The following is a 17,934-nucleotide window of genomic DNA, read 5'->3' as shown; positions in this document are numbered from 1 at the left end:
TCTTCAGGGGAGAATCAATGCGTCTTGGTTTCAGCCTTCCGGTCTTCGGCAAGGCGGCGGCCACACCGGGTGGGATCGCGCGGTACGCGCGCGAAGCCGAGCGGGCCGGGGCGGCCAGTCTCTGGGTCGGTGACCGGCTGCTCTCGCCCGTCGCCCCCGTCGTGCCCTACCCGGGTTCCGACACCATGCCCGAAGAATTCCACACCGCGCAGGACCCGTTCACCGCGCTCGCGGTCGCCGCCGCGGTGACCGAGACGGCGATCCTCGGGTCCAGCACCATCAACGCCACGCAGTACCAGCCCGCCAACTTCGCGCGGCTGCTGACCAGCCTCGACGTCGCCAGCAACGGGCGCCTGCTGCCCGGGCTCGGCATCGGCTGGTCGCCGGACGAGTACGACGCCGTCGGGATCCCGATGTCCGAGCGCGGCAAGCGGCTGGACGACCTGCTCGACCTGCTCGGCAAGTGGTGGAGCCAGGACCTGGTGTCCCACACCGGCGTCGGCTACACGATCGCCGAGAGCCACGTCGACCTCAAGCCGGTCCGGAAGCCGCCGGTGCACCTGGCCGGGTTCGGCGAGAAGGCGCTGCGCCGCGTCGCCGAGCGGGCCGACGGGTGGCTGCCCGTCTGGTCGGTGCCCGAGGCGTTTCCGGCGAACGTCCTGACCGACACCCTCGCCAAGCTCCGCGCCGGTGCCGAGCAGGCCGGCCGGGATCCGGGGACGCTCGGCGTCGCGCTGCGCGTGAACGCGGCTCCGGAGACCAAGCCGGAGCTCGTCGCCGAGTCCGTCGTCAAGATCGTTTCGGTGCTCGAGCCGGACGAGGTCTTCGTCGACATCAGCTACCTGACCAGCAGCGTCGAGGAGCACCTCGACCTCACCGGCCGCCTGCTGGAGCTCACCGCGCAGGGCTGACCGACGCCGCGCGGCCCTCGTCGAAGAAGGCCTTGATCGCCGGGGCCCCGTCCAGCTCGGCGAGCGGCCGCGCGGCACCGAAGGGCGCGTTCCAGAACGCGCCTTCCCGTTTCTCGAACGGGCCGACGTACGCGTACGGCTCGGCCAGGTGACCGTCGCCCGGGGAGACGCCGTAGTCGACGTCGTCGAGCGTGCCGGCGACGTCGAAGTGCTCCGGCCACAGGATCGGCACGACCTCCGGCGCGAAGTCCCGCAAGGCGCGGTCGCCGTCGGCGAAGGCCCGCAGCACCACGGCCACGGCGGCCGGGTCCAGCGCGAGCACCTCCTCGACGCCGACGCCCGGGCCATCGCCGTACACCCCGGCCGGCGCGCCCGCCTCGATCCCCGCCTCCGCCGCCACCTCGGTGAAGGACCGGCCGTGCAGGGCGATGCGCGTCTCCGGCGTGACGAGGTCGCCGCCCACCACCCGCAGGTCCGGCGCCACGACGGTGGCGAAGCCGCCTTCGACGACGCGCAGGTCGATCCGCTCGCCCGCCCGCCACTGCGGGCCCGCCAGCAGCAGTTCCGCCGCCCCGTGCAGGAATCGCCGGGTGCTCGGGTCGCTCATCTCTTCTCCTCCGCGGCCGTCCGGATTCCCAGTGTCCTCGAAACCCGCGGAGGCCCGCCACCTGCGCGATGCGCGATCATGAACGAACTACCACAGTATCTTGCAACATCGAACAACATCCTGCACACTGCGAACACCCGGCGCCCGGCGAGTCCACCCACGTCGAGATCGAGGAGTTCCCATGCACCCTGCCTCGTCACCAGGCTCGCGCCGCAGACGCGCCGCCGTCGCGGTCGCTGCCGCCGTGCTGGTCAGCACGGCCGCGCCCGCCGAAGCCGCTCCGCCCACCAGCGGGTACACCGTCTCGGTCCAGTCGACGGGCTCGTGGTCGACGCCGACCGACTCGCCCGCCAGTCCGTACCTCGACAAGGACGGCACCTTCTACTTCCAGCAGTCCGCGGCCCTCTACGGCGCGACGCAACCCCGCGAGTGGGAGTTCTACAGCGGGCGCGACTTCGACAGCTTCACCAGGAACGCCGTCAGCGACGCCGTGAACCCCGCGGATCCGGCCGATCGCAACAACGACACCACGAAACGCTGCAACACCAGCCCGACCGGGGTGGAGTCGACGAACCCGCCGTCCGGGTCGAGCTACTCGCAGAAGAACTTCTGCGACCTCGTCGGCACCTGGGTCGACCCGGACACCGGCGACTGGTACGGCCTGGTGCACAACGAGTTCACGCCCCAGCCCTTCGGTGACGGCCTGCACTACGACGCCGTCGACTACGCGGTCTCCACCGACCAGGGCAAGACCTGGCGGATCGAGGCGCACGTCCTGACTTCGCCGTACAGCACGAAGCGCGGGGACGCCGCCGCCTTCCCGAACCAGACCTACTACTACGGCGACGGCGACCAGCGGCTCTACGTCGACACCGCGTCCGGCTACTTCTACGTCTTCTACGGCTCGCGCGTCGTGGACAAGAACGGCGGCTGGAAGGCCTTCTACGCGCACGCCGCGCGGGCGCCGATCTCGGCCAAGATGGCGCCGGGGTCGTGGCGCAAGTGGTACGGCGGGGCCTGGACCGAGCCCGGTGTCGGCGGCAAGGAAAGCAACCAGGTGCCGGTCGGCCCGGACAGCGCCACCGGGTACACCCCGGCGGCGAAGGAGTACAGCCCCGCGAACACCGGCACCGCGGACCAGCAGATCGCGGCCGGCAAGATGCCCGCGACCTCGCCGTTGTTCGTCATGGACATCACCTACAACGCCTACCTCGGCCTGTACATCGGCGAGCCGCAGGCCGTCGACCAGAGCGGGAACGCGCCGCAGCAGTACTACGCCACCGACGACCTGGCCACGCAGAAGTGGTACCCGATCGGCGGCACCGGCGGCTACCACACCGCGTCGTGGTACCGGTGGTTCGTCGACGGCGTGAACAAGACCGGCTCGGCCGTCGTGGGCAAGAACTTCCGCGCGTACTGCTCCTTCGGCTGCTCCGGCGGCGCTTCCGGCGAGTACGTCAACGTCTCGATCGACAACCCGGCCCGGGCGGCGGTCCCGTTCGACCCGGCCAAGACCTACCGCATCGCCACCGGTGACGGCCGGGTGCTCGCCCAGAGCGGTTCCGCGACGACGTCGGTCGCGTCCGGTGACGGTTCGGCCGCCCAGGCGTGGTCGTTCACCGGCACCGGCGACGGTGCCTACCGCATCACCAACGCCGGGAGCGGCGGCCTGCTCGGCGTCGCCGCCACGTCGTCGGCCACGCGGGCGTGGGGGACCGCGCCGACGGTGACGTCCGCTTCCGGGGTGGGACAGCAGTGGTTCGTCATCCCCGGTGCGTCGGGGACGTACCGGCTGGTCAACCGCTACAGCGGCCTGGTGCTGGGCATGTCCGCGGCCCGGCCGGCCGAGACCACGCCGGTCCGCCACTGGACGGACACCACGGGCAGCCCGGTCGGCGGCGGGCGCACCGCGGCCCAGCAGACGCTGGCCATCACGGCGGTGGGCACCGCGCCCGTCCTGACCGGCACGCACACGCTCGCGGTGGGCGGCAAGGCGCTCGACGTGCCGAGCCACAGCACCGCCAAGGGCACGCACCTGGTCACGTGGACCGCGAACGGCGGTGCCAACCAGAGCTGGACGTTCACCGCGCAGCCGGACGGCTCCTACGAACTGCGCAACGCCGAGTCCGGCCTGTGCGCGGACGTCGACGGCGGCGCCACCACGGCCGGCGCGGCGATCATCCAGTGGACCTGCACGGGCGGGGCCAACCAGCACTGGAAGGCGACCCGGCAGGCCGACGGGACCTACGCGTTCGCGTCCGTCCACAGTGGCCTGCTGCTGACCACGGCGTCCACTTCGGACGGTGCCGCGGTCACCCAGCAGGCCGCCGCGGACCGCCAGCACTGGACCCTCGGCTGAGTCAGGTCCGGCGAAGCGATGACGAGCCGAGGACGCCGAGGAGGCGGCGGACCTCGGCCGTCACCGCGTCGCGGCCCGCGCCCAGGTAGCGGCGCGGGTCCACCCGCTCGGGGTGCGTGCGCCAGTCGCCCGCGGCGGCCGCGGTGAAGACCTTGTTGAGCTGGGTCGCGATGTTGACCTTCGTCATCCCCGCCCGGACCGCCTCGGCCAGGCCGTCGTCGGACACGCCGGACGAGCCGTGCAGGACCAGCGGGACCGGCACGCGCGAACGCAGCCGGGCGATGAGGTCGAAGTCCAGCGCGGCATCGCGGGTGAGCATCGCGTGGGAGCTGCCGACCGCGACCGCCAGCGCGTCGACGCCGGTCGCCGCGGCGAACTCCGCCGCCTCGTCCGGGTCGGTGCGCGCGCCCGGGGCGTGCACGCCGTCCTTGCCGCCGACTTCGCCGAGCTCCGCTTCCACCCAGACGCCGTGGTCGTGGCAGAACGCGACGACTTCCCGCGTCTCGCGCACGTTGTCGGCGTAGTCCAGTTTGGACGCGTCGAACATGACCGAGCCGAACCCGAGCCCGACGGCTTCCCGCACGAGGTCGCGGGATTCGGCGTGGTCGAGGTGCACGGCCACGCGCGCCTCGGCCACCCGGGCCGTGGCCAGCGCGGCGCCGCCGATCGGCGCCAGCGCGCCGTGGTAGCGCACGGCGTTCTGGCTGAGCTGCACGATCACCGGCGCGCCGGCCAGCGCCGCGCCTTCGGTGATCGCGGTGAGGTGTTCGAGCTGGATCGCGTTGAACGCGCCGCAGCCCCGCCGGGCGGCCGCGGCCGCCGCGACGATCTCGCCGGTGCGCACCAGCGGCATCAGGACTCCTGTTCCGGCCGGACGCGCACGGCGGCCAGCTCACGGTGGTAGTGCGCGAGGTCGACGTCGCCGGCGAGCGGCCCGAGCACCGCCGCGCCGGACAGCGCGACGGCCCGCCGCAGGATCTCCGGCCACGGCTCACGCCGGCTCAACCCGAGTGCGAGGGCCGCGACGACCGCGTCCCCCGCGCCGGTGGTGTTGCCGGTGAGCGCGCCGGACGGCGTCGCGCGCCAGGTACCCGCGGGCGTGACGGCGAGGAGCCCGTCGGCGCCGAGGGAGACGACGACGGCGCCCGCTCCGGCCCGCATCAGCTCGCGCGCCGCCTGCTCGAGGTCGTCGAGCCCGGTGACCTCGCGCAGTTCTTCGGCGTTCGGCTTGACGACGGCGGGCCGCCCGGCCAGCCCCGCCAGCAGGGCGGGCCCGGAAGTGTCCAAAACGGACTGGCGGCCGGCGATCAGCCGCGCGTAGCCGTCGGGGGGTGCTCCGGGCGGCAGGCTGCCGGAACAGACCAGCACCTCGGGTTCACGACGGCGGACGCGCTCGGCGAGCAGCGCCCACTCTGGCGCCGTCACCGCCGGGCCCGGTTCGTTGAAGAGCGTGACCGAACCGTCCACAGCGGACAGCACGGTGGTCGTCCGGCGGGTTTCGCCGCCGATCGGGACCAGCTCCGCGGCCAGCCCGGCCGCGCCGAGCTCCGCCGCCAGCTCGGAGCCGGTGGCCCCGCCCGCGGTGGCGATCGCGTGCACGTCGACGCCGAGCGCGTGCAGCACCCGGGCGACGTTGACGCCCTTGCCACCCGCGCGGTGCCGGACGTCGCGCGCCCGGTGCACGGCGTCCGGCACCAGTCCGTCCACCGTGTAGGTGACGTCGAGCGCGGCGTTCGGCGTCACGGTGACGATCATGTGAGGACGACGGACCGCGTCAGGCTGCGCGGGTTGTCCGGGTCGAGGCCTTTCCGGCGGGCGATCGCCCCGGCCACGAGCTGGGCCCGGACGAGGTCGGCGAGCGGGTCGAGCCCGCTTTCGACGAACGTGCCGCCGGCCTGGCGGACGTCGTCGGCGAGCCCGTCCGGCGCGGCGCCGAACATCCAGGTCACCCGGCCCGGCTCGCTGATGCTGATCGGGCCGTGCCGGTAGTCCCACGCCGGGTACGACTCCGTCCACAGCAGGCACGCCTCGCGGAACTTGAGGGCGGCCTCGTTCGCGATGCCGATCGACCAGCCGGTGCCGAGGAAGCTGAACTGCCCCGCGCCGGTCAGCTCGTCCGGCAGCGGCTCGGCCAGCACCCGCTCGGCCTGCGCGACGACGTCGGTCAGGTCCTCGCCGAGGTGCGCCCGCAGCATCGCCAGCGCGGTGGTGGCGAACCGGGTCTGCACGACCGAGCGTTCGTCCACCGAAGACAGGTCGACGACGGCGTCGGCGGTGCCGGCGACCTCGCCCGGCACGCCGGTGATCACCGTGGTCTTCGTCCGGCCGCGCAGCTTCGCGAGCAGCGTGTGCACCTCGGTCGTGGTGCCCGAGCGGGTCAGCGCGAGCACGTGGTCGTAGGCGCGGCCGACCGGGAACTCGGACGCGGCGAACGCGTCGGTCTCGCCGAGCCCGGCGGCTTCCCGCAGGACGGCGTAGGCCTGGCCGACGAACCACGAGGTCCCGCAGCCGACGATCGCCACCCGGGCGCCCGCCGGGGGCAGCCGGCCGTCGTTCGCCGCGGCCAGCGCACCCGCTTCCCGCCAGCAGCCGGGCTGGCTGGCGATCTCCGCAGCCATGAAGGTCCCGCTCATGAACTCCCCATCCGTGCCGGTTGTGCGCAACACCCGTCACGGTAGATGCAAGTTTGTGCAACGTCAACGTGTCAATCGATCACTTACACGCAGTGAATGCGTCGAGGTGCGAGCATGTCCCGAGGTGTGGTTACGTGCCTGATCACCCGAGCACCTCGGAGTTTGGTTGATGCGCGGCGGCGGCGACTCGGTGTTGACAAGTGCTCGAAAGGTGTTAAAACTGCGCAGCAACGCGCAGAAGGCGTGTTCCTCATCGATGTGGGCGGTGGCGATAATGCGGCGGAGCAAGCTCATGGCGTTGACGGCGGGGGTGTCCCTCCTGCTGGCCGGGTGCGGCGGGGGTGCGGACACCGGCGGCGGGACCGGCGAGAACGCCCTGCCCGGGGTCGACCAGTACCTGAACGCGCCCTGTCCGGAGGCCGCGGTCAAGCCGGCCACGGACAAGGAGTTCACCTACTGGGCCATGTGGACCGCCGACGAGCCGCAGGGGAAGGTGCTGCAGAAGGCGTTCAAGTGCTTCCAGGAGAAGACCGGCGTCAAGGTGAACGTCCAGTGGCTCGGGCGCAAGGCCTACACGCAGAACCTGGTGCCCGCGCTGAACACCGACGCGGTCCCGGACCTGTTCGACCAGGACGTCAGCAAGGTCGGCGCGGCCATCATGACCCCGGGCGGCACGCAGGGCCTCGACGACGTCTTCGCGATGAAGGTCGGCGAGGGCGACAAGACGGTCCGGGGCGTGCTGTCGAAGAGCTCCTACGACTTCCCGCAGAACAAGGACAAGACCGGCCAGAACTTCATGGTCCCCTACACCGTGCAGTCCAGCGCCTGGTGGTTCAACAAGGACTCCGCCGGTGACGTCCAGCAGCCGAAGACGATGGACGACCTGGTCGCGCTGTTCGATAAGGCGAAGGCCGACGGCAAGGCGGCGATCAGCCAGGACGGCGACATCCCGTTCTACAACATGTACTTCTTCACCCAGCTCGCCGAGCGGTACGTCGGCGCGGGCGGGCTGAACAAGGCCGCCACCGACAAGACCGGCCAGGCGTGGAAGACCGAGCCGGGCTTCCTCAAGGCCGCCACCGAAACCGCGAAGCTGCCCAAGTACTTCATCGACGGCTGGGACGCGGCGAAGTTCCCGCAGGTGCAGCAGCGCTGGGCCGACGGCGACTCGCGCTACCTCTACGTCGGTACCTGGGCGCCGAGCGAGACCCGGGAGTACCTGGACAAGCAGGGAGCCGGGACGAAGATCAACTACGGCTCCTTCCAGTTCCCGATGCCGGCCGGCGCCACGCACGACACCGTCGAACAGATGTCGATCGGCTTCGCCGTGACCAAGAAGGCCAAGCACGCCGAGGCCGCCAAGGCGTTCATCGCCTACTTCCTCAACAAGGACATCCTGTCCGGCATCCCGGCGGTGGCCGACAACCTCGTGCCGCGCGCCGACCTCGCCGTGCCGGACGACCTCAAGCAGGTCAAGGCCGCGCTGGACGACCCGAAGAAGGAGCACGTCCTGCAGTACGACGGGATCGACGGGATCGCCGGCGGCAAGTGGCAGACCGACGTCTTCGACCCGGCCGACACCGCGCTGCTCAAGGGCGAGCTGACCCCGCAGCAGTTCGTGGACCAGCTCGCCGCCAAGGGTGCCGGCTTCTGGAAGAACCAGGGCTGATGGCCACGCTCACCACGACGACGGCGGCACGGGCTCAGGGGGCCCGTGCCGCCGGCGGCGCGCACCTGCGCCGCAAGAAACGGCTGTTCTGGCCGTTCGCCGCGCCCGCGCTGGTGCTGTACCTGGCTTTCCTGGTGCTGCCGACGCTCGGGACGGTGGTGCTGTCCTTCACGAGCTGGGCGGGCGCGGGGGACACGCCGAAGCCCAACGGCGTCACCAACTACACGCAGATGTGGGCGAGCGACTCGTTCCAGTACGCGTTCCGCAACACGCTGGTGTACGTCTTCGCCGGCGGCGTCGGCACGTTCGCGCTCGCGTTCCTGTTCACCATGGTGCTGCGGGACATGCGCGGCGGCAAGGTCGTGCGTGCCGTCCTGTTCTTCCCGAACATCGTCGCGCCGGTGGCGCTCGGCATGTTCCTCGGGTTCGTGTTCAAGTACCAGCCCGGCAAGCAGGGGCTGGCGAACTACGTCCTGGAGCACGTCGGCGCGGACGCGGCCAAGTTCCTGGCCCCGGCCAACGTGACCGGCGTGGTGACGGCGTCGCTGATCTGGGCCAGTTCCGGCTTCTACATCACCATCCTGATGGCCGCGGTCGACCGGATCCCGCCGTACCTCTACGAGGACGCGGAACTCGGCGGCGCGTCGCCGTGGCAGAAGTTCCGCAACATCACGCTGCCGATGACGTGGGACGTCGTCGGCGTCGCCGGGGTGCTGTGGACGATCAACGCGCTGAAGATCTTCGAGCTGGTGTTCGTGCTGGCCGGGCCGGGGACGTACGCCCCGCCGAACCAGGCGTGGACGCTCGGCATCTACGTGTTCGACCGGACCTTCGGCTCGAACGGCACGCCGGACTTCGGCGCCGCCTGCGCCTGCGCGGTGGCGATGATCGCGCTGGTGTCGATCCTGGTCGTGCTGCTGAGGCGGGTGATGCGCCGTGACGCGATCCAGTTCTGACGTCGTGCGGCGGGCGCCGCGCAAACCGAAGCCGGCCCCGGGCTCGCGCCGGTTCAGCCCGTTGCGGCTGCTGGGTTCGGTGTTCGTCTGGGCGTTCACCGCGGGCAACGTCCTGGTGCTGTACTGGCTGCTCACGGCCGCGTTCAAGACGCCGGTGGAGATCTTCACCAAGCCGTTCGCGCTGCCGTACCAGTGGTTCCACGTCGGCAAGCCGTTCCGGAACTTCATCTACGCCTGGACCAACGCGGGCTTCGGCGACGCCGTGGTGACGACGGTGGTCCTGGTCGGCCTCGCGACGGTCGCGACCGTCGCGGTCTCCGCGCCCTGCGCGTACGCGCTGACCCGGCTCGGTGTGCGCGGTTCCGGGCCGATGACCAACGTCGTCGCGATCGGCATGGGCGTGCCGTTCCAGACCGTGATCATCCCGCTGTTCGTGGTGCTGAGCCGGATCCACCTGGACAACGAGTACGGGCTCTTTCTGCTGTACGTCGCTTTGTCGATCCCGTTCACGGTGTTCCTGCTGACCGGCTTCTTCCGCTCGCTGCCGGACGAACTCGAGGAAGCGGCCTCGCTGGACGGCGCCTCGCCGGCCCGGACGTTCTTCTCGGTCATGCTGCCGCTCGCGCGCGGCGGCCTGATCACGGCGTTGACGCTCAACGCGATCGGCCTGTGGAACGAGACGCTGCTGGCCATCGTGTTCCTCAAGGACCAGGCGCACTTCACGCTGTCGCGCGCGCTGTTCACCTTCTACGGCGCGGCGAGCTACCAGTCGGAGTACGGCGGCCTGATCGCCGGCGTGGCGATCGTCGTGCTCCCGATGCTCGTGCTGTACCTCGTGCTCGCCCGCCGGATCATCACCGGCCTGACCCTCGGCGCCGGAAAGTAGGAGCAGATGGCCACCGTCAGTTTCCGGGACACGACCCGGTTCTACGCCGGAGTGGACCGCCCGGCCGTCGACGGCTTCGACCTCGACGTCGCCGACGGCGAATTCCTCGTGCTGGTCGGCCCTTCGGGCTGCGGCAAGTCGACGACGCTGCGGATGCTGGCCGGGCTGGAGGGCGTCGACGAAGGCTCCATCCACATCGGTGACCGGGACGTCACCGAGCTGGCGCCGAAGGACCGGGACATCGCGATGGTGTTCCAGAACTACGCGCTCTACCCGCACATGTCGGTCGGCGAGAACATCGGCTTCCACCTCAAGCTGGCGAAGCTGCCGAAGGCCGAGCGCGAGCGGCGGGTGACCGAAGCCGCGGCGCTGCTCGACCTGACCGAGTACCTGGACCGCAAGCCGGCCAAGCTGTCCGGCGGGCAGCGCCAGCGCGTCGCGATGGGCCGTGCGATCGTGCGCGAGCCGAGCGTCTTCCTGATGGACGAGCCACTGTCCAACCTGGACGCCAAGCTGCGGGTGCAGACGCGCACGCAGATCGCGTCGCTGCAACGGCGGCTGGGCATCACCACGCTGTACGTCACGCACGACCAGGTCGAAGCGATGACCATGGGCGACCGGGTGGCGGTCCTGCGCGACGGCGTGCTGCAGCAGTGCGACACCCCGATCGGCCTCTTCTCACGGCCGGCCAACGTGTTCGTGGCCGGGTTCATCGGCTCGCCGTCGATGAACCTGCTGGAGACCTCGGTGGACGAGGCGACCGTGCCGCTGACCCCGGCGCAGCGCTCGGCGCTCACCGGCCCCGGGCTCGTGGTCGGGGTCCGGCCCGAGGGCTGGACTCTCGGCGAGGGCGGCTACGAGGCGGTCGTCGAGGTCGTCGAAGAACTGGGCAGCGACCAGTACCTGTACTGCCGGGCGGGGGAGCGGGTGCTGACCGTGCGGACGCCGGGCATGGCGCCGTGGCGGCGCGGCGAGCCGATCACGCTGGCGCCGAAGCCGGACGCGGTCCACCTGTTCGACGCGGCCACCGGGGAAAGGCTGCCGGACGCATGACCGAGCTGCGCCGGACGTCGCTCACGCTGCCCGCGGCCGAGCTGGGGCCGGAGAACCCCCTGCCGCCGCTGGTGCCGCCGGAAGCCGTGGCCTCGGTGTCCAATGTGGACGAGCTGCCCGCCGACCTGGCCGCCGGGCTGGCGTACGGGCGGCTCGGCACCGTGCTGCCGTGCCGGCTGCAGGACGGCTACTCGCGCGAACGCTCCGTCCGCGAACTGCCCGCGCTGGTGCTGGAGAACGACCACCTGCGCGCGACGGTCCTGCCGTCACTGGGCGGGCGGCTTTGGTCGCTGGTGCACAAGCCGTCCGGGCGCGAGCTGCTGTACCGAAACCCGGTGTTCCAGCCCGCGAACCTCGCGCTGCGGGACGCGTGGTTCGCCGGCGGCGTCGAGTGGAACCTCGGCAGCACCGGGCACACGACGCTGACGTGCGCGCCGATGTTCGCGGCCGCGGTCGAGGGCCCGGACGGCACGCCCGTGCTGCGGCTGTGGGAGTGGGAGCGCACCCGGGACCTGCCGTACCAGCTGGACTTCTGGCTGCCCGACGACTCGGAGCAGCTACTCGTCGGCGTGCGGATCCGCAACCCGCACTCCCACGACGTGCCGGTCTACTGGTGGTCCAACACCGCCGTGCCGCAGACGCCGTCGACGCGGGTGCTGGTGCCCGCGGACCAGGCCTGGCACTACGGCTATTCGGGCCGGCTCGACCTCGTCGGCGTCCCCGGCGAGCTGACGTACCCGGCGCGGGGCGGCACGGCCGCGGACTACTTCTTCGAGGTGGCTTCGGATCGCCCGTGGATCGCGGCGGTCGACGAGACCGGCGCCGGCCTCGGCCAGGCGTCCACGGCGCGGCTGCGCGGCCGGAAACTGTTCCGGTGGGGCGAATCCGCGGGCGGGCGGCACTGGCAGGAGTGGCTCGCGCCGGGCGCGGGGACGGGCTACCTGGAGATCCAGGCGGGACTGGCCCGCACGCAGCTGGAACACCTGCGTCTGCCACCGGGCGAGGCCTGGGACTGGCTGGAGGCGTACGGGCCCGTGTCGGCGGACCCGGCCGCGGTGCACGGCGAAAACTGGCGTGCCGCCACGGACGCCGTCGCCGCGAGGCTGCCGCCGGTGGCCGTGCTCGAGGCGCGCCACCGCGCGTGGCGGGCGATCGCGGACGCCGAGCCCGGCGAACCGCTGGCCACCGGCTCGGGCTGGGGCGCGCTGGAAACCCTCCGCATGGTGGCCTGCCTGCCCGGTACGCCGTTCCCGAAGGACACGCTGGGGCCGGAGCAGCGGCCGTGGCTGGACCTCCTGGACGGCGAGACGCCGCAGGGCGATCCGCGCGTCCCGCCGCCGTCGACGCTGGTCAACCGGTACTGGGCCGAGCTGCTGGAGTACACGACGGACACCTGGCTGACGTGGTACCACCGCGGCGTGGCCCGCTGGGCGGCCGGCGACCGGGAAGCGGCCCAGGAGGCGTGGCGTGCGTCGGTGGCAGCCGCGGAGAACGCCTGGGCGTTGCGCAACCTCGCCGTCGCCGCCACCGATCCCGAGGAATCGGCCCGGTTGTTCCGGCGTGCCCTGGCGCTGGCACCGGACGTGCGGCCGCTGCTGGCCGAGGCGTTGTCGGCGCAGCTGGCGGCCGGGCACGCCCCGGTTTCCCTGCTGCCCGGGCGACCCGAAGGCAGGCTCGCGTTGCTGACGGCGCACACCCGGCTCGCCGCCGGGGATCGCGCGGGCGCGAAGGCCGTGTTCGACGCGGGCTTCGAAATCCCGAACATCCGGGAAGGCGAGTTGTCCCTTTCGGACACCTGGGAAGCGCTCTCCGCGGATCCGCTGCCGTCGGCATACGACTTCCGGATGAAGTAGCGGTGGCGGCGTGCCGGGGCGCGGCGGAAAGCGGCGATGCAGCATACTGCTCGCCGAGAGTGAACTAGGGAGTACCGCGATGGCCCGGCACGAACGCTTGAGCACCCTGCTGGACATGCTGGGGCAGCGGGAAAAGATCGACGTCGAGGACGTGGCCGCGGAGCTCGACGTCTCCGCCGCCACGATCCGCCGCGACCTCGACCACCTCGCCGAACAGCAGCTGCTCACGCGCACGCGCGGCGGCGCGGTCGCCAACGACCTCGCCTACGACCTGCCGCTGCGCTACAAGACCGCGCGGCACGTGCCGGAGAAGCAGCGGATCAGCACCGCGGCGGCCGCGTTCGCCGCGAAGGGCATGGTGGTCGGCCTGAACGGCGGCACCACGACCGCCGGGGTGGCGCGGGCACTGGCGATCCGCCCGGACCTCTCCGGCCGCGGCGACGCACCGGGCCTGACGGTGGTCACGAACGCGCTGAACATCGCGCACGAGCTCGCGGTGCGCCCGAACGTCAAGATCGTCGTCACCGGCGGCGTCGCGCGGCCGCAGTCGTTCGAGCTGAGCGGCCCGCTGGCCACCCGGGTCTTGAGCGAGCTGACGATCGACCTGCTGTTCCTCGGCGTCGACGCGTTCGACCCGGACGCGGGCGCGTTCGCCCACCACGAGGGCGAGGCCAGCATCAACCGCCTGATGGTCGAGCGCGCCGAGCGCGTGGTCGCGGTGGCGGACGGCTCGAAGCTGGGCCGCCGGGCCTTCGCGCGCATCTGCGAGACGACGCAGGTGCACGCGCTGGTGACGGACACCGACGCCGACCCGGACGCCCTGCGCGCGTTCGAAGCCGCCGGGGTGGCGGTCCAAGCCGTCTGAGCCCGGCTTCTCGCCGGCGGCCGGGGCTCGGGCAGGGGTGCACCGCCGGACTGCCTGGTCCTGAGCCGAGCTGCGAGCACTTCACCCCGGGCCGGTCGTCATGAACGACCCTTTCACCGCATCTGACGAGGTGAACGACTCGTTCATGACGGTGCGAGTCCCCGGATCGGCCTGGCGCCGGAAGTCGTTGCCGACCAGGTGGACCCGCCGGGCTCGACCTTCCCCCGTCCTGCATCGACGCCGGGGACGGCCTTTCAGCTTGTGCACCTTTCGGCGGGTGACACTGCGCGAAGCGTGCGCTATACAGAGCACATCATGCGTGTTAGTGCGCGAAAGGTGTCGTTAATGAGCAGACTTGCGCAATCGCTACCCTGTCTCGCCGCGATCGTCGCCCTCGGGCTGGCGCCCAGCGCGGCGTACGCGGACTCGCCGTCGGGCAGCCTCGGCGACCTGACCGGCATCTCCGCCGACGGCCCGGTGGTCACGCTGAAGTCGGGAGCCGCGGCGGTGCGCGTGAGCTTCCCGGCCGAGAGCGCCGTCCGGGTCTGGCTCGCGCCCGACGGGACGTTCACCGACCCGGCGGGCGACAAGATCGTCCTGCCGAAGACCACGGCCCCCGCGACACCCCGGCGCGTCGACAAGGGCGCCTACTGGGCCATTTCGACGCCCAAGGCGACCCTGCGGGCCTACAAGCACCCGCTGAAGTTCGCCCTCTACGACGGCGCCGACCGCACGCAGCGGTGGGCCGAGTCCGCGCCGCTGTCCTGGACCGGCACCACGACCACGCAGACCCTTGCGCGGACCGCGGCCGAGCAGTTCGTCGGCGGTGGTGAGCAGAACGGCCGGTTCAGCCACCGCGACCAGACCATCAAGATCTTCGCCGACGACAACTGGAACGACGGCGGCGCGCCCAACTCGCAGCCGTTCTACGCCTCGACCGCGGGCTACGGCGTGCTGCGCAACACCTTCGCCCCCGGCAGCTACTCCTTCACGTCCCCGGTCAAGACCACGCACGACGAGCGGCGCTTCGACGCCACCTACGTCGTCGGCGCCGGGCTCAAGGACGTCGTCTCCGGGTACACCGACCTCGTCGGGAAGCCGTTCCTGCCGCCGATCTACGGGCTCGAAACCGGCGACTCCGACTGCTACCTGCACAACGCGAACCGCGGCGAGCGGCACACGCTCGACGCCGTCAAGATCGCCGACGGCTACACGCAGAACGGCATGCCGAACGGCTGGATGCTGGTCAACGACGGTTACGGCTGCGGCTACGAAAACCTGCAGCAGACCGGCGAGGGCCTGCGCAAGAACACCATGCAGCTGGGCCTCTGGACCGAAAACGGCGTGCCCAACCAGGCCGAAGAGGTCAAGGCCGGCGTGCGGGTGCGCAAGCTGGACGTCGCCTGGGTCGGCCCGGGCTACCAGTTCGCGCTCGACGCCTGCGACACCGCGCACAAGGGCATCGAGGACAACAGCGACGCGCGCGGGTTCGTCTGGCAGCCGGTGAGCTGGGCCGGCGCGCAGCGCTGCGGCGTGCTGTGGAGCGGCGACCAGGCCGGCTCCTACGACTACATCAAGTGGCAGATCCCGACGTACGCGGGCGCGACGACGTCCGGCATCGCCTACAACACCGGCGACATCGACGGCATCTTCGGCGGCAGCCCGCAGACCTACGTCCGCGACCTGCAGTGGAAGACCTTCCTGCCGGCGGCGATGACGATGGACGGCTGGGCGTCGTCGGACAAGCAGCCGTGGCGCCAGGGCGAGCCCTACACCTCGATCAACCGCAAGTACCTGCTGCTGAAGGAAAGGCTGCTGCCCTACACCTACAGCTATTCCGCGCAGGCGCACCGGACCGGCGTCGGCCAGGTCCGGCCGCTGGCCCTCGAATACCCCGACGACCCGAACGTCTGGACGGACAAGGCGAAGTACGAGTTCCTGTCCGGCACGGACTTCCTCGTCGCGCCGGTGTACGAGAAGGCCAGCGTGCGCAATGGCATCTACCTGCCGAAGGGCACCTGGGTGGACTACTGGAGCGGCAAGACCTACACCGGACCCACCACAGTGGACGATTACGACGCCCCGCTCGACACGCTGCCGCTGTTCGTCCGCGCCGGGGCCGTCGTCCCGATGTGGGCCGAGGGCACGAAGTCGTGGCAGACCCGCGACAAGGGCGAGCTCGACCTCGACGTCTACCCGCAGGGCCAGGGGAGCTTCACGCTCGCCGAGGACGACGGCGTGACCCGCGGTTACCAGCGCGGTGAGCAGGCGAAGCAGACGTTCACCGTCGACGCGCCGAAGTCCGGCCCGGGCACGGTGAGCGTCGGGATCGGCGCGAGCACCGGCACCTACCCCTGCAAGCCGGCCGTGCGGAACTACCTGCTGACCGTCCACACGGGATCGAAGCCCGCCGTCGTCCAGGCGGGTGCTTCGGTGCTGCGGCAGTACGGGAGCAGGGCCGACCTCGACCAGGCGCCGTCCGGCTGGTGGTACGACCCGGCGGGCAAGGGTGTCGTGCGCGTCAAGACCGGGCAGCTCGGCGCGGGCGAGCGCCAGGACGTCCGGCTGTCCGGCACCAGCGCGGTCGGCGGCTTCTTCCCCGCGGACGACAACGCCTCGGTGACGCTGGCGGTGCCGCCGGTGGCCGCGCCGGGCCAGGCCGTGACCGGGACGCTCGGGTTCACCAACGGCACCCCGCTGCCGGTCCGGGACGTGCGGCTGTCCTTGCAGGGCAACGGCTTCCGCGCCGACGTCCCCGCCGCGCCGAAGCTCGTCCTGCCCGGGCAGACAGTGCGGGTCCCGGTCAAGCTGACTCCGGACGCCGGTCTGAAGCCGGCGGACTACCAGGTCACGGCGACCGCGTCGTACCAGGCCAGGCTGGGTGCGCACGAGGCCGTCGACTCGGTGACCGTCACCGTCCCGTTCGCGTCGTTGGCCGCGGCCTACGGGAACGTCGGCGTCACGGACGCGGCGCACGCGACGGCGGGCGACCTCGACGGCGGCGGCAGCAGCTTCCGCGCGGAGGGCCTGGCGGAAGCGGGCCTGAAACCGGGAGCGGCGTTCACGGCGAACGGCGCCACGCTGACCTGGCCGGCCGCGGCCACCGGCACCGGCCAGCCGGACAACGCCGTGGCGGCCGGCCAGACCATCGCCGTGCGCGGCACCGGGGCCAAGCTGGTGCTCGCGGGCACCGGCACGGGAACGGCGAAGGGCACGGTGTTCGTCCAGTACGCGGACGGCACCACGAGCCAGGCCGACGTCGGCGTCCCGAACTGGTGCTGCACCGACCCGGCCCAGTACGGCGCGACGACGGTGGCGACGGTCCTGGGCAAGAACACCCGCACCGGCCCGGCCTACCCGACGACGCCGTACCGGGTGTTCGCGAACTCCGTCCCGCTGACCGCGGGCAAGGAGGTGGTGGCGGTGACGCTGCCGTCGAACCCGGCCCTGCACGTGTTCGCGACCGGCATCGCCTGACCCAGGGGTCGTGAGTGTTCAGGCGGGTTCTGACCCGCCTGAACACTCACGACCGGCTGGCGTGCCTCAGCCGTAGAAGTGGATGTAGCGGAACGAGGACGTGCTGACGTCGTGGACCAGGTAGTGGCCGTCGCCGGCCCAGTTGTAGTCCTCGACCGTCACCGTGCCGCCGTGGACGCTGTCGACGATGGCCACGTGCCCGTAGGTGCCGTTGTCGGTCTGGGCGATGGCCCCCACGCTCGGCGAGTTGTCGACGCGGTAGCCGTCGTTGCGGGCGTTGTCGTCCCAGTACTTCGCGTCGCCGTAGTTGTTCGCGCTTTCGCCGTGGCGGTCGATGTTGAAGGCCGCCCAGGAGACGCACTCGCGGTTGTACATGTTCCAGTCGTCGACGACGGAGTCCTGCGGGACGTTGCGCCACTTCGCGGGGTAGATGTCCCCGATCGTGCTCGCGGTGGCGGCGGCCGGCACGGTGCCGAACTCGGCCGCCATCGACGTCGGCTGCGCAGGTGCCGCGGTGGCGGTGGCGGTGCCGGAGATCCCGAAGGCGAGGACGGCGGCGAAGACGAGCAGGGGTCGGCGCATGGTGGTGCCCCTTTCCGGTGCGGGGGAGGAGGAATACGCGCCGTGACGGTAGGAGCGAGATCGCGAATGGCCCAGACCTTTGT

At 71.5% G+C, this 17,934-nt stretch carries 14 protein-coding genes; 9 read left to right on the top strand and 5 right to left on the bottom strand.

Annotated elements, in window-relative coordinates; all coding sequences use genetic code 11:
- Positions 1–17: 17 nt before the first annotated feature.
- A complete protein-coding gene (locus MUY14_RS29520) occupies positions 18–911 on the top strand; it encodes a TIGR03619 family F420-dependent LLM class oxidoreductase (protein ID WP_247014031.1) in 894 nt (297 codons plus the stop codon).
- Here the strand turns inward: MUY14_RS29520 and MUY14_RS29515 are convergent.
- Complete coding sequence (locus tag MUY14_RS29515; RefSeq protein ID WP_247014029.1) at positions 895–1,518, bottom strand: hypothetical protein; 624 nt, start codon at positions 1,516–1,518, stop codon at positions 895–897. The two genes, MUY14_RS29520 and MUY14_RS29515, sit on opposite strands and share 17 nt — an antisense overlap.
- A 181-nt stretch (positions 1,519–1,699) precedes the next feature.
- Here MUY14_RS29515 and MUY14_RS29510 point away from each other — a divergent pair, with 181 nt between their 5' ends.
- Complete coding sequence (locus MUY14_RS29510; RefSeq protein ID WP_247014027.1) at positions 1,700–3,877, top strand: RICIN domain-containing protein; 2,178 nt, start codon at positions 1,700–1,702, stop codon at positions 3,875–3,877.
- Position 3,878: 1 nt separating this feature from the next.
- Here MUY14_RS29510 and MUY14_RS29505 read toward each other — a convergent pair whose 3' ends face one another.
- From MUY14_RS29505 to MUY14_RS29495, 3 genes are read right to left on the bottom strand one after another with little or no spacing between them, the layout of a single operon-like run.
- Positions 3,879–4,730, bottom strand: coding sequence for a class II fructose-bisphosphate aldolase (locus MUY14_RS29505; RefSeq protein ID WP_247014026.1), 852 nt, complete (start codon positions 4,728–4,730; stop codon positions 3,879–3,881).
- Positions 4,730–5,632: a 1-phosphofructokinase family hexose kinase gene (locus MUY14_RS29500; protein WP_247014024.1), complete on the bottom strand. Its 903-nt coding sequence runs from the start codon at positions 5,630–5,632 to the stop codon at positions 4,730–4,732. Before MUY14_RS29500 ends, MUY14_RS29505 begins: the two co-directional genes overlap by 1 nt.
- On the bottom strand, positions 5,629–6,510 hold the full coding sequence (locus MUY14_RS29495; protein ID WP_247014022.1) for an SIS domain-containing protein: 882 nt from the start codon (positions 6,508–6,510) through the stop codon (positions 5,629–5,631). Before MUY14_RS29495 ends, MUY14_RS29500 begins: the two co-directional genes overlap by 4 nt.
- Before the next feature lie 274 nt (positions 6,511–6,784).
- Between MUY14_RS29495 and MUY14_RS29490 the strand changes: the two genes are divergently transcribed.
- From MUY14_RS29490 to MUY14_RS29460, 7 genes are all read left to right on the top strand, one after another.
- The gene (locus MUY14_RS29490) at positions 6,785–8,179 is read left to right on the top strand and encodes an ABC transporter substrate-binding protein (RefSeq protein ID WP_315863233.1); all 1,395 of its coding nucleotides are present in this window, start codon (positions 6,785–6,787) and stop codon (positions 8,177–8,179) included.
- Complete coding sequence (locus tag MUY14_RS29485; RefSeq protein WP_247014018.1) at positions 8,179–9,135, top strand: carbohydrate ABC transporter permease; 957 nt, start codon at positions 8,179–8,181, stop codon at positions 9,133–9,135. Before MUY14_RS29490 ends, MUY14_RS29485 begins: the two co-directional genes overlap by 1 nt.
- Positions 9,116–10,021: a carbohydrate ABC transporter permease gene (locus MUY14_RS29480; RefSeq protein ID WP_247014016.1), complete on the top strand. Its 906-nt coding sequence runs from the start codon at positions 9,116–9,118 to the stop codon at positions 10,019–10,021. Before MUY14_RS29485 ends, MUY14_RS29480 begins: the two co-directional genes overlap by 20 nt.
- A 6-nt stretch (positions 10,022–10,027) precedes the next feature.
- Positions 10,028–11,074: an ABC transporter ATP-binding protein gene (locus tag MUY14_RS29475; RefSeq protein ID WP_247014014.1), complete on the top strand. Its 1,047-nt coding sequence runs from the start codon at positions 10,028–10,030 to the stop codon at positions 11,072–11,074.
- Positions 11,071–12,927: a DUF5107 domain-containing protein gene (locus MUY14_RS29470; RefSeq protein ID WP_247014012.1), complete on the top strand. Its 1,857-nt coding sequence runs from the start codon at positions 11,071–11,073 to the stop codon at positions 12,925–12,927. Before MUY14_RS29475 ends, MUY14_RS29470 begins: the two co-directional genes overlap by 4 nt.
- Positions 12,928–13,006: 79 nt before the next feature.
- A complete protein-coding gene (locus MUY14_RS29465; RefSeq protein WP_086855800.1) occupies positions 13,007–13,792 on the top strand; it encodes a DeoR/GlpR family DNA-binding transcription regulator in 786 nt (261 codons plus the stop codon).
- 345 nt (positions 13,793–14,137) lie between these two features.
- On the top strand, positions 14,138–17,269 hold the full coding sequence (locus MUY14_RS29460) for a TIM-barrel domain-containing protein (RefSeq protein ID WP_247014010.1): 3,132 nt from the start codon (positions 14,138–14,140) through the stop codon (positions 17,267–17,269).
- Between the two features lie 66 nt (positions 17,270–17,335).
- On the opposite strand, the gene MUY14_RS29455 is transcribed toward MUY14_RS29460, so the two are convergent.
- Positions 17,336–17,851 carry a CHAP domain-containing protein gene (locus tag MUY14_RS29455; RefSeq protein ID WP_247014008.1) on the bottom strand — a complete coding sequence of 172 codons (516 nt, stop codon included), beginning with the start codon at positions 17,849–17,851 and terminating at the stop codon, positions 17,336–17,338.
- Positions 17,852–17,934: the final 83 nt, after the last annotated feature.

Origin of the sequence: Amycolatopsis sp. FBCC-B4732 (assembly GCF_023008405.1) — a bacterium.
Classification (GTDB): domain Bacteria; phylum Actinomycetota; class Actinomycetes; order Mycobacteriales; family Pseudonocardiaceae; genus Amycolatopsis; species Amycolatopsis pretoriensis_A.
This window is presented reverse-complemented; position numbering and strand designations above follow the sequence as displayed.

Excerpts from the sequence above, each read along its gene's own strand:
- MUY14_RS29520 (WP_247014031.1), top strand. The coding sequence starts at position 18 with ATGCGTCTTGGTTTCAGCCTTCCGGTCTTCGGCAAGGCGGCGGCCACA.
- MUY14_RS29515 (WP_247014029.1), bottom strand. The coding sequence starts at position 1,518 with ATGAGCGACCCGAGCACCCGGCGATTCCTGCACGGGGCGGCGGAACTG.
- MUY14_RS29510 (WP_247014027.1), top strand. The coding sequence starts at position 1,700 with ATGCACCCTGCCTCGTCACCAGGCTCGCGCCGCAGACGCGCCGCCGTC.
- MUY14_RS29505 (WP_247014026.1), bottom strand. The coding sequence starts at position 4,730 with ATGCCGCTGGTGCGCACCGGCGAGATCGTCGCGGCGGCCGCGGCCGCC.
- MUY14_RS29500 (WP_247014024.1), bottom strand. The coding sequence starts at position 5,632 with ATGATCGTCACCGTGACGCCGAACGCCGCGCTCGACGTCACCTACACG.
- MUY14_RS29495 (WP_247014022.1), bottom strand. The coding sequence starts at position 6,510 with ATGAGCGGGACCTTCATGGCTGCGGAGATCGCCAGCCAGCCCGGCTGC.
- MUY14_RS29490 (WP_315863233.1), top strand. The coding sequence starts at position 6,785 with ATGCGGCGGAGCAAGCTCATGGCGTTGACGGCGGGGGTGTCCCTCCTG.
- MUY14_RS29485 (WP_247014018.1), top strand. The coding sequence starts at position 8,179 with ATGGCCACGCTCACCACGACGACGGCGGCACGGGCTCAGGGGGCCCGT.
- MUY14_RS29475 (WP_247014014.1), top strand. The coding sequence starts at position 10,028 with ATGGCCACCGTCAGTTTCCGGGACACGACCCGGTTCTACGCCGGAGTG.
- MUY14_RS29470 (WP_247014012.1), top strand. The coding sequence starts at position 11,071 with ATGACCGAGCTGCGCCGGACGTCGCTCACGCTGCCCGCGGCCGAGCTG.
- MUY14_RS29465 (WP_086855800.1), top strand. The coding sequence starts at position 13,007 with ATGGCCCGGCACGAACGCTTGAGCACCCTGCTGGACATGCTGGGGCAG.
- MUY14_RS29460 (WP_247014010.1), top strand. The coding sequence starts at position 14,138 with ATGAGCAGACTTGCGCAATCGCTACCCTGTCTCGCCGCGATCGTCGCC.
- MUY14_RS29455 (WP_247014008.1), bottom strand. The coding sequence starts at position 17,851 with ATGCGCCGACCCCTGCTCGTCTTCGCCGCCGTCCTCGCCTTCGGGATC.